The sequence below is a fragment of the Bradyrhizobium sp. F1.4.3 genome (genome assembly GCF_040548375.1).
Taxonomy (GTDB): Bacteria; Pseudomonadota; Alphaproteobacteria; order Rhizobiales; family Xanthobacteraceae; genus Bradyrhizobium.
In genome coordinates this window covers 48,462-59,798 of record NZ_JBEPRN010000023.1, presented here as the reverse complement: position 1 = coordinate 59,798, position 11,337 = coordinate 48,462, and the positions used below count along the sequence as shown (strand labels likewise).

General features: G+C 64.5%; 7 protein-coding genes. All 7 read left to right on the top strand.

Annotated features, from left to right (window positions below; genetic code table 11):
* Positions 1 to 40 precede the first annotated feature (40 nt).
* Positions 41 to 1,372 carry an MFS transporter gene (locus ABIB73_RS34445; RefSeq protein WP_354231570.1) on the top strand — a complete coding sequence of 444 codons (1,332 nt, stop codon included), beginning with the start codon at positions 41 to 43 and terminating at the stop codon, positions 1,370 to 1,372.
* Between the two features lie 265 nt (positions 1,373 to 1,637).
* The gene (locus ABIB73_RS34440; RefSeq protein WP_354231568.1) at positions 1,638 to 2,744 is read left to right on the top strand and encodes an efflux RND transporter periplasmic adaptor subunit; all 1,107 of its coding nucleotides are present in this window, start codon (positions 1,638 to 1,640) and stop codon (positions 2,742 to 2,744) included.
* Between the two features lie 180 nt (positions 2,745 to 2,924).
* Complete coding sequence (locus ABIB73_RS34435; protein ID WP_354231566.1) at positions 2,925 to 6,062, top strand: efflux RND transporter permease subunit; 3,138 nt, start codon at positions 2,925 to 2,927, stop codon at positions 6,060 to 6,062.
* A gap of 33 nt (positions 6,063 to 6,095) precedes the next feature.
* Positions 6,096 to 6,695, top strand: a complete 600-nt coding sequence (locus tag ABIB73_RS34430) for a TetR/AcrR family transcriptional regulator (RefSeq protein ID WP_354231564.1) — start codon at positions 6,096 to 6,098, stop codon at positions 6,693 to 6,695.
* A gap of 142 nt (positions 6,696 to 6,837) precedes the next feature.
* Positions 6,838 to 7,461, top strand: coding sequence for a flavin reductase family protein (locus ABIB73_RS34425; protein ID WP_354231562.1), 624 nt, complete (start codon positions 6,838 to 6,840; stop codon positions 7,459 to 7,461).
* Between the two features lie 324 nt (positions 7,462 to 7,785).
* Positions 7,786 to 10,053 (top strand): acyl-CoA dehydrogenase, encoded by a 2,268-nt coding sequence (locus tag ABIB73_RS34420; RefSeq protein WP_354231560.1) that lies wholly within the window; start codon positions 7,786 to 7,788, stop codon positions 10,051 to 10,053.
* Positions 10,053 to 11,336 (top strand): acetyl-CoA C-acetyltransferase, encoded by a 1,284-nt coding sequence (locus ABIB73_RS34415; protein WP_354231558.1) that lies wholly within the window; start codon positions 10,053 to 10,055, stop codon positions 11,334 to 11,336. The genes ABIB73_RS34420 and ABIB73_RS34415 overlap by 1 nt, the downstream gene beginning before the upstream one ends.
* The last annotated feature ends 1 nt before the right edge of the window (position 11,337 follow it).

Below are 11,337 nucleotides of genomic sequence, written 5' to 3'. Positions count from 1 at the left end.
CCCCGGATCAGCTCACAAAAGCAACAATTCGGGGGAAGCCATGAGCCAGACCACGACCTATGCCGGTTCCGCCGGCGGTGCCAAGACGGAAATCGAGACCTCGACCATCCGCGCCATCTCCTGGCGCCTGATTCCGTTCCTGGTGCTGGCCTACTTCTTCTCCTATCTCGACCGCGTCAATCTCGGCTTCGCCGCGCTGACCATGAATGCCGAGCTGAAGTTCACGCCGCTGATCTTCTCCTGGGGCGCCGGCATCTTCTTCATCGGCTATTTCATCTTCGAGGTGCCGAGCAATCTGGCGCTGGAAAAGTTCGGCGCCAGCCGCTGGATCGCCCGCATCATGGTCACCTGGGGCATCATCTCGGCACTGATGGCGCTGGTGAACGGCGTGACCAGCTTCTACGTCCTGCGCTTCCTGCTGGGCGTGGCCGAGGCCGGGTTCTTCCCCGGCATCATTCTCTATCTCACCTATTGGTATCCGGCCGAGTATCGCGCGCGCTTCCTGGCGGCCTTCGCCATCGCCGTCCCGGTCTCCACCGTGATCGGCGCGCCGGTCTCGGGCATGTTGCTCGGGCTCGACGGCGCGATGGGCCTGAAGGGCTGGCAGTGGCTGTTCGTTCTCGAAGGCATCCCCTCGGTGCTGCTCGGCATCGTCACCTGGTTCTATCTTACCGACCGGCCGGAGAAGGCCGACTGGCTCTCGGCCGAGCAGAAGGCCTGGCTGAAGGCGAGGCTCGATTCCGAGATCGCCGCCAAGCAGGCGGTGAAGCATTTGTCGCTCGGTGAAGCCCTGTCCTCGCCGAAGGTGATCATGCTGAGCCTGGTCTATTTCGGCTTCGTCGGCGCGCTCTATGGCATGCAGTTCTGGCTGCCGCAGATCATCAAGGCGTTCGGCCTCACCAACGCGCAGACCGGTTTCGTCACCGCGATCCCGTATTTGTTCGGCACCGTTGCAATGATCCTGTGGGCGCGGCATTCGGATGCGAATCGCGAGCGCGTGATGCATGTCGGTGCGCCCTTGCTGCTCACCGCCGTCGCGCTCGCCGTCTCCAGCTACCTCACCGATCCCACCATGACGATGGTGGTGCTGACGGTCGCCGCGATCGGCGTGTTCTGCTGCTTCGGCGTGTTCTGGACCTTGCCGACCGCCTGGCTGTCCGGCACGGCGGCCGCCGGCGCCATCGCGCTGATCAACTCGATCGGCAATCTCGCCGGCTTCGGCGGGCCGTATCTGATTGGCTGGGTCAAGGAAGCAACCGGCGAGACATCGACGGGTCTGCTGGTGCTCGCTGTGTTGCCTTTGATCGCCGGCATCCTCGTCTTCATCGGCGGCCACGAGAGCAAGCACGAGTTCGCCGAGCAGGGGCGGTAGCCTCCAGACGTCGGCCTGGCGAAGGCCAACTTCGTAGGGTGGGCAAAGGCGCGTACTTCGCGCGCCGTGCCCACCATCTCGCCCCGAGCCTGAGGTGGTGGGCACGTTTCGCTTTGCCCACCCTATAATGGCACCTTCCGAGCTGCGGCTATCCCTGATCCCTACCGCCTCTTAACGATCACGCTTTCCTGATGACTGACGATTATTGACTTTCATCAGTGATTAGTCGACATTCCTCTCATTGCAGCCGCAGGAGTGCCCTCCGATGTTCGTCCGGTCAGTTTTATCGAGCTATTCCAGACTCTTGGCAGGTGTGTCGCTGGCCCTGATGGCAGCCTCCCTGGCCGGATGCAATGACACCGTCGCCCAGAAGGCCGAGCCACCGCGGCCGGTTCTGGTCGCGACTGCTCATTATGATGCCGAGACCCCGGAGCGCAGCTTCGTCGGCACCGTTCGCCCCCGGATCGAGAGCGATCTCGGCTTCCGCGTCGCCGGCAAGGTTGCCAAGCGCCTGGTCGAGGTCGGCCAGACCGTCGAAATCGGCCAGCCGCTCGCCACCCTCGATGAGATCGACCTGAAGCTTCAGGCCGAGCAGGCCGTTGCCGAGCAGACCGCTGCGACCGGCGTGCTGGCGCAGGCCGCCGCCGCCGAGCAGCGCGCCAAGGATCTGAAGGCCAAGGGCTGGACCACGGATGCGGCGATGGATTCGAGCCGCGCCGCCGCCGACGAGGCCCGTGCGCGCCTGAACCGGGCCGAGCGCTCGGTCGAGCTGACCAACAATTCCCTTTCCTACGCGACGCTCAACGCCGACGCCCGTGGCGTCGTCACCGCAACGCTGATCGAGCCCGGCCAGGTGGTTGCCGCAGGCCAGACTTCGATCCGCGTCGCCCGCTTTGCCGAGAAGGAAGCGGTCGTCGCGATCCCTGAGACGCTGGTCGGACGTGCCAAGTCGGGCGCCGCCAGCGTCACTCTTTGGTCGGAGCCGGGCAAGAAATATACGGCCAAGCTGCGCGAGATTGCGCCAACCGCGGATTCCGCGACGCGCACCTATCTCGCAAAATTCTCGCTGCCCGAGGCCGACGACAAGGTTTCGCTCGGCATGACCGCGACGCTGACGCTGTCGGATGCCGCCACCGAGCGCGTTGCGCGGCTGCCGCTGTCGGCGCTGTTCAACGAGGGCGGCAAGCCCTCCTTCTACGTCGTCGACGACAACGGCGCGGTCACGCTGAAGCCGGTCGCGGTGAAGGCTTACGAGAGCAACGACGTCGTCATCACCAGCGGCGTCGAAGAGGGTGCCAAGATCGTTGCGCTCGGCGTGCAGAAGCTCGATCCGAGCCAGAAGGTTCGGATCGTCTCGTCACTGTCCTTCTAAGACTTTTTCTCGAGTTCCGTCGTGTGAGGTGAGTTTCGGCCTGAGCGCAAATGCGAAGGCTGAAGCGGCGAAGCGATCCAGAACCTGCCCAGCCCCCTGGATTGCTTCGCTGCCTCGCGACGACGGGTTGAACAGAGCGGCTGTCGTTTTGGCAATTGGATCGTCTTTTCGGAGAGAGCGATGAAGCGCTTCAACCTTTCAGCCTGGGCCGTCAGCCATCCGACGCTGGTGCTGTTCCTGATGCTGGTGCTCGGCGTCGCCGGCTTCTTCTCCTATCAGAAGCTCGGGCGGGCCGAGGATCCGTTCTTCACGGTGAAGGTGGTCAACGTCTCCGTGATCTGGCCGGGCGCGACCGCCCAGGAGATGCAGGCGCAGGTCGCCGATCCCATCGAGAAGAAGCTCCAGGAGCTGCCCTATTTCGAGAAGGTGCAGACCTACTCCAAGCCGGCCTTCACCGCGCTCCAGGTGACCTTCCGCGACTCCACGCCGCCGAAGGACGTGCCCTATCTCTTCTATCTCCTGCGCAAGAAGCTGGTCGACGTGCAGGGGCAGTTGCCCGCGGGCATTCTGGGACCGGTCGTCAACGACGAGTTCTCCGACGTCGATTCGATCCTCTACATGATGACCGGCGACGGCGCCGACTATGCCCAGCTCAAGAAGGTCTCCGAGGGCTTCCGCCAGCGCTTGCTGAAAGTGCCCGGCGTGACCAAGGTCGACGTCTATGGCAATCAGGACGAGCGCATCTTCGTCGAGTTTTCGCATGCGAAGCTCGCCACCCTCGGCATCACGCCGCAGGCGCTGTTCGACTCGCTCGCCAAGCAGAACAACGTGACGCCGGCCGGCACGGTCGAGACCTCGTCGCAGCGCGTGCCGCTGCGCGTCACCGGTGCGCTTGATGGTGCCAAGGCCGTCGCCGAGACGCCAGTCGAGAGCAACGGCCGCGTGTTCCGCCTGGGTGACATCGCCACCGTCACCCATGGCTACGTCGATCCGCCGAGCTTCATCGTGCGCCAGGAAGGCAAGCCCGCCATCGGCATCGGTGTCGTCACCGCCAAAGGCGCCAACATTCTCGATCTCGGCAAGGAGGTCGAGAAGGCGACGGCCGAATTCATGAAGGCCGTGCCGCACGGTGTCGACGTTCGGCTCATCGCCGACCAGCCCAAGGTGGTCGAGCACGCCATCGGCGAGTTCGTGCACTCCTTCATGGAAGCCCTCGTCATCGTGCTGTTCGTGTCGTTCCTGGCGCTCGGCTGGCGCACCGGCATCGTGGTCGCGCTGTCGGTGCCGCTGGTGCTCGGCATCGTTTTCATCGTCATGAACACGATGTCGCTCGACCTGCACCGCATCACGCTCGGCGCGCTGATCATCGCGCTCGGCCTGCTCGTCGACGACGCCATCATCGCGGTCGAAATGATGGTGGTGAAGATGGAGCAGGGCTGGGACCGCATGCGCGCCGCATCCTTTGCCTGGGAATCCACCGCGTTTCCGATGCTCACGGGAACGCTGGTCACGGCCGCTGGCTTCCTCCCCATCGGCTTTGCCAATTCCGCGGTCGGCGAATATGCCGGCAGCATCTTCTGGATCGTGGCGATCGCGCTGGTCGCCTCCTGGTTCGTGGCGGTGATCTTCACGCCCTATATCGGCGTCATGCTGCTGCCCAACATCAAGGTGCACCACAACCACGATCCGCACGCGGTCTATGAGACCCGCATGTACCGCGGCCTGCGCGCCATCGTGCAGTGGTGCGTCAACCACCGCATCACCGTGGTGGTCGCGACCGTCGGCGTCTTCGTCGCCTCGATCGTCGGCTTCGGTCATGTCCAGCAGCAGTTCTTCCCGCTGTCGGAGCGGCCAGAGCTGTTCCTCCAGCTTCGCATGCCGGAAGGCACCGCCTTCAACGTCACCGTGAAGGCCGTGAAGAAGGCCGAGACGTTGCTGAAGGACGACAAGGATATCGACACCTATACCGCCTATGTCGGCCAAGGTTCGCCGCGCTTCTGGCTCGGCCTCAATCCGCAGCTTCCGAACGAGGCCTTTGCCGAGATCGTCATCGTCGCCAAGGGCGTCGAGGCGCGCGAGCGCGTCAAGGCCAAGATCGAGGGCGCGGTCGCCGACGGCATGCTGACGGAAGCGCGCGTGCGCGTCGACCGCTTCAACTTCGGCCCGCCGGTCGGCTTTCCCGTGCAGTTCCGCGTGATCGGCCCCGATGCCAACAAGGTGCGCGAGATCGCCTACCAGGTCCGCGACGTCATGCGCGAGAACAAGAGCGTCAAGGAGGTCCAGCTCGACTGGAACGAACAGTCGCCTTACCTGAAGCTCGTCGTCGACCAGGATCGCGCCCGCGCCATGGGCCTAACCCCGCAGGATGTGTCGCAGGCGCTGTCGATGCTGATCTCGGGCGCGCAGGTCACGACCGTGCGCGACGGCATCGAGAAGGTCGGCGTGGTCGCCCGCGCGATCCCGTCCGAACGCCTCGACCTCGGTGGTGTCGGCGATCTCACCATCACCTCGCAGGGTGGCGTTGCCGTGCCGCTCCAGCAGATCGCCAAGATCGAGTATGCCCACGAGGAGCCGATCATGTGGCGGCGCAACCGCGACATGGCGATCACGGTGCGCTCCGACGTCGTCGACGGCGTGCAGGCGCCTGATGTCACCAACCAGATCTCGCCGAAGCTGAAGGCGATCCAGGACAACCTCGAGCCGGCCTACCGCATCGAGCCGGGTGGAGCGTTCGAAGAGTCCGCCAAGGGCAACGCCTCGATCTTCATCCTCTTCCCGGTGATGGTCATGGTGATGCTGACGCTGCTGATGATCCAGCTCCAGAGCTTCTCGCGGCTGATCCTGGTGTTCCTGACCGCGCCACTCGGCATCGTCGGCGCCTCCTTCGGGCTCAACGTCGCCAACGCCCCGTTCGGCTTCGTGGCGCTGCTTGGCCTGATCGCGCTCGCCGGCATGATCATGCGCAACGCGGTCATCCTGGTCGACCAGATCGAGACCGATGTTTCTCACGGCTTGACCCGCCGTGAGGCGATCGTGGAGGCAACTGTCCGCCGCGCCCGGCCGGTGGTGCTGACGGCGCTCGCCGCGATCCTGGCCATGATCCCGCTGTCGCGCTCGGCCTTCTGGGGCCCGATGGCGATCACGATCATGGGAGGCCTGTTTGTCGCGACATTCCTGACGCTGCTGTACCTGCCGGGCCTCTACGCCCTGTGGTTCAGGAAGAGCCTGGACGAGGCGGGCACCCCCGAGCAGCCTGCCGCGCCGCAGCATGGCAGCGATGAGCATCCCGCAATTCCGCTTGCTGAAGCGGCTGAATAAATGAGAAGACTGCTGACGAACGAGTCCTGACTGATGGCCCTTATTTCGGAACATATCGAAGTCGACACCCGGGATCGTATTCTCGAGGTGGCCGAGCGGCTGTTCCGCCAGATCGGCTACCAGAAGACCACGGTCGGCGACATCGCCAAGGAGCTCAGGATGAGCCCCGCCAACGTCTATCGCTTCTTCGAATCGAAGAAGGCGATTCACCAGTCGGTGGCCCGTTCACTGATGGGCGAGGTCGAGTTCGAGGCCCAGCGGATCGTGGCCAGGCCCGGTCCGGTGCTGGAGCGCTTCCGCGAGCTGCTCACCACCATCCATCGCATGAACACCGAGCGTTACGTCGGCGACAACAAGCTGCACGAGATGGTCGAGATCGCGATGCAGGAGGACTGGGAGGTCTGCGTCGCCCATATGGAGCTGATCACCACGGCGATCGGCCAGATGATCGCGCAAGGCGTCGCCTCCGGCGAGTTCGAGGCGCCGGACCTGCAGCTGGCCTCGATGTGCGCCTGCACCGCGATGATGCGCTTCTTCCACCCCCAGATGATCGCCCAGTGCGCCACCAAGCCGGGCCCGACCATCGACCAGATGATCGATTTCGTCATCGCCGGTCTGTCCCCGCGCCACTGACGGGTATTGGAATTCCTCCTATAAGCAAGGCCGACGTGGCCCGGATGGAGCGAAGCGCAATCCGGGATGATTCAGCGTTGCGCTTGCGGACCCGGATTACGCTTCGCTCCATCCGGGCTCCCAGGACTAGGAAAGGCCCAGCGTGACCGACAAAGACCTCCATTTCTACGAACCCTCCAAGGGCCATGGCCTCAAGCACGATCCCTTCAACGCCATCATCGCGCCGCGGCCGATCGGCTGGATTTCGTCGCGCGATACCAAGGGCCACGTCAATCTCGCGCCCTACAGCTTCTTCAACGCCTTCTGCTACGTGCCGCCGATCATCGGCTTCTCCTCCACCAACTGGAAGGACACGGTCGAGAACATCCAGCAGACCGGCGAATTCGTCTGGAATCTCGCCACCATGGATCTGGCCAGGCATATGAACGCGACCGCGGCGCATGTCGCCCCTGAGGTCGACGAGTTCAAGATCGCGGGGTTGACCGCCGTGCCCGGCAAGCTCGTCAACGTGCCGCGTGTCGGCGAGAGCCCGGTCGCCTTCGAGTGCAAGGTCGCCGACGTCGTCCGCCTCAAGGGCGCCGACGGCAAGGAGGCCAACGCGTGGCTGACGCTCGGCGAGGTCGTCGCCGTCCACATCGACAAGGCCATGATCAAGGACGGCGTCTACCAGACCGCCGCCGCCCGACCGATCGTCCGCGCCGGCCGCAGCGGCGACTATTTTGAGGTCAAGCCGGAAAACATGTTCGAGATGATTCGGCCGGACTAGGCACGCCTCTCTCTACGCCGTCATTCCGGGGCGACGCGCAAGCGTCGAGCTATGATGCGCAATTGCGCATCTGAGAATCCATAACCACGATCGTGAGTGAGTATGGATTCCGGGCTCGCGCCTATTGGCGCGCCCCGGAATGGCGAGTGGGGCATTAGACCCATCCCCACCCTCCCGGAACTCGCACCGCACCCCGGCCGTTATCGGCCCCGGGGCGGCCGCCCGGCCGCGTCAATTCGCTGCTTTTTGCTCGCGAAGTGTTCACTTCTGCCACTCACTTTCCGCTAAAATGTCGGTCAACCGCGCCGATGCATGAGGTCAGCCATGAGCTTCCGCCGCGATACCATCACAAAACCGATCTTCTCCTGGGCGCGCGGCGTGCTGCCGGCGATGTCGGATACCGAGCGTGCGGCGCTGGAAGCCGGCGATGTCTGGTGGGACGCCGATCTCTTCACCGGCAATCCCGACTGGTCGAAACTGCTGAAGGTGCCACCGGCCACGCTGACCGACGAGGAGCAGGCCTTCCTCACCGGCCCGGTCGACGGACTCTGCGCCATGCTCGACGAGTGGAAGATTTTTTGGGAATGGCGTGACCTGCCGCAGGACGCGTGGGCCTTCATCAAGCGCGAGAAATTCTTCGGCATGATCATTCCGAAGGAATTCGGCGGCTTGGGCTTCTCGCCCTATGCGCATTCGGAAGTCGTGCGCAAGATCTCGACCCGCTCGATCGCGGCCGCCGTCACGGTGATGGTGCCGAACTCGCTCGGGCCCGGCGAGCTCCTGATGCGCTTCGGCACCAAGGAGCAGCAGGAGCGCTGGCTGCCGCGGCTCGCCGACGGCCGCGACATTCCCTGCTTCGGCCTCACCAGTCCGGAAGCCGGCTCCGACGCTGCCTCGATGATCGACACCGGCATCATCTGCAAGGGCATCTTCGAGGGGCAGGAGGTCTTGGGCCTGAAGCTGAACTGGCACAAGCGCTACATCACGCTCGGTCCCGTCGCGACGCTGCTTGGCCTCGCCTTCAAGGCCTATGATCCCGATCACCTCGTGGGCAATGTGGAAGAGCTTGGCATCAGCGTGGCGCTGATCCCGACCAATCTGCCCGGCGTCGAGATTGGCCATCGCCATTTGCCGTCGATGCAGGTGTTTCAGAACGGCCCGAATTGGGGCCGCGACGTCTTCATCCCGCTCGACTACGTCATCGGCGGTGAGGGGCGGCTGGGGCAGGGCTGGAAGATGCTGATGACGGCGCTCGCCGCCGGCCGTGGCATTTCGCTGCCGTCGCTGTCGGCCGCAGGCGCCGCCTATGCGGCGCGCACCACCGGTGCCTATGCCCGCATCCGCGAGCAGTTCGGCATCTCCATCTCCAAATTCGAAGGCGTCGAGGAGCCGCTCGCGCGCATCGTTGCGACCGCCTATCAGCTCGACGCGGCGCGCCGGTTCACCTGCGCGGCGCTGAATGCCGGTGTTCATCCGGCCGTTATCTCCGGCATCATGAAGCTGCACGCGACCGAGCGGATGCGGGTCGCGATCGACGACGCCATGGACATTCATGGCGGCAAGGCCGTGATCGACGGGCCGCAAAACTATCTCGGCAATCTGCACCGGGCCGTGCCGGTCGGCATCACCGTGGAAGGCGCCAATATCCTGACCCGCAACCTCATCGTGTTCGGGCAAGGAGCAATTCGCGCGCATCCCTACCTGCTCGACGAGATGAATGCGCTCGCCGACACCGATCACGAGCGCGGGCTCACCGCTTTTGACAACGCATTCTGGAAGCATGTCGGCCACAGTTTCCAGACGCTGTTTCGCGCCTTCAGCCGCAGCTGGACCTTCGGCGCCTTCGCGCCGGCGCCCGACGCGGGCGAGGCGACGCAGTTCTATCGCCAGCTCTCGCGCTATTCGGCGGCGTTCGCGCTTTGCGCCGACATGGCGCTGCTGACGCTCGGTGGCGCGCTGAAGCGCAAGGAGATGCTGTCGGCGCGCTTCGGCGACATTCTCTCCGAGCTCTATCTGCTCTCGGCCGCACTGAAGCGCTGGCAGGACGAGGGCCGGCAGAAGGAGGATTTTGCCGCGCTCGAATGGTGCATGGCGAGCGGCTTCAGGACCATCGAGAACAGGTTTGCGGAGATCCTCGCCAATCTGCCCAACCGCTTCGTCGCCGGCTTCCTCAAGCTCGTGGTGCAGCCTTTCGGCGCCCGCGTGCTCGGCCCGTCCGACCGCGTCGTGCACCAATGCGCAAGCCTCGTGCTGGAGCCGTCGACCGCACGCGACCGCCTCACGCCTGATCTCGCCCATGTCGACGATGACGGCGGTTTTGCCCGCCTGGAGCGCGCATTCAAACTGGTCGTAAGCACAGATGCGATCGCGAAGCGCATGCGCGCCGCGCAACTAAGCGACTGGAAGGAGGCCGTGACCAAGGGCGTGATCACGCAGGCCGAAGGCGAACAACTCGCCGTAGCCCGCGAGGCTGTCGCAAAAGTGATCGAGGTCGACGATTTTGCGCCGGAGACGCTGTCGCCGATTTACAAGAAAACCGGAGATGTGCATCAGTTCTTCCAGGAACTCGGTGAACAGAGGGCGGCGAGCTGATGGCACGACCGGTTTTCATCGTCGACGGCAGCCGGACGCCGTTTCTGAAAGCACGCTCGGGGCCCGGGCCGTTCACGCCGGTCGATCTCGCCGTGCAATGCGGGCGGCCGCTACTGGCGCGCCAGCCGTTTGAGCCCACGGCGTTCGACCAGGTCATCCTCGGCTGCGTCAACGTCATCGCCGACGAGATGAACCCGGCCCGCGTCGCAGTACTCCGGCTCGGCATGGGCGAGGACATGGTCGCCTTCACCGTGCAGATCAATTGCGGCTCAGGCATGCAGTCGATCGACACAGCCTACCGCTACATCCGCGAAGGCCATGACGACATGATCCTCGCCGGCGGCACCGAGGCGCTGAGCCACGCGCCGCTGGTCTGGCCGAATTCCGGCGTGCGCTGGTTTGCCGGCCTCGCCACGGCGAAGGGCATTGCCGCGAAGCTGGGCGCTGCCTTCAAACTGCGGCCGCGTTATCTCAAGCCGATCATTGGCCTGGAGCGCGGACTGACCGATCCCATCACCGAATTGAACATGGGCCAGACCGCGGAGGTCGTTGGCCACCTCTTTGGCATCACCCGCGCGCAATCAGATGCTTACGCCGCCGAGAGCCACCGCCGGCTCGCGAATGCGCAGGCGCAAGGCTTCCTCAAGGGCGAGGTCGAGGCCGCGTTCTCTCGTGACGGCAAGTTCTTCGACCGTGATGACGGCGTCCGCCCGGATTCTTCGTCCGAGACGCTGGCAAAACTGAAGCCGGTGTTCGAGCGCCCCTGGGGCCAGGTCACCGCCGGCAATTCCTCGCAGATCACCGACGGCGCCTCCTGGGTGATCCTCGCCTCCGATGAAGCGGTCGCCAAGCACAGGCTGACGCCGAAGGCGGTCATCATCGACAGCAATTGGGCCGCGCTCGATCCGAGCATCATGGGGCTTGGTCCGGTGATGTCAGCGACACCGCTGCTCAACCGCAACAACCTCACCATCAAGGACGTCGAGACCTGGGAATTGAACGAAGCCTTCGCCACGCAGGTGCTCGGCTGTCTCGCCGCCTGGAACGACGAAAAATTCTGCCGCGAGATTCTCGGCCTCGATGGCGCGGCCGGCGAGATCGATCGCGACAGGCTCAACGTTGACGGCGGTGCGATCTCGCTCGGCCATCCCGTCGGCACCTCCGGCAATCGCATCGTGCTGCATCTCGTCAATGCGATGAAGCGGCTCGGCACGCGACGCGGGGTTGCCACCGAATGCATCGGCGGCGGTCTCGGTGGCGCGATGCTGATCGAGGCGGTGTGAC

Bases quoted from the DNA above. Each gene is read 5' to 3' on its own strand.
- ABIB73_RS34430 (WP_354231564.1), top strand. From the start codon at position 6,096: ATGGCCCTTATTTCGGAACATATCGAAGTCGACACCCGGGATCGTATT.
- ABIB73_RS34415 (WP_354231558.1), top strand. From the start codon at position 10,053: ATGGCACGACCGGTTTTCATCGTCGACGGCAGCCGGACGCCGTTTCTG.
- ABIB73_RS34445 (WP_354231570.1), top strand. From the start codon at position 41: ATGAGCCAGACCACGACCTATGCCGGTTCCGCCGGCGGTGCCAAGACG.
- ABIB73_RS34420 (WP_354231560.1), top strand. From the start codon at position 7,786: ATGAGCTTCCGCCGCGATACCATCACAAAACCGATCTTCTCCTGGGCG.
- ABIB73_RS34435 (WP_354231566.1), top strand. From the start codon at position 2,925: ATGAAGCGCTTCAACCTTTCAGCCTGGGCCGTCAGCCATCCGACGCTG.
- ABIB73_RS34440 (WP_354231568.1), top strand. From the start codon at position 1,638: ATGTTCGTCCGGTCAGTTTTATCGAGCTATTCCAGACTCTTGGCAGGT.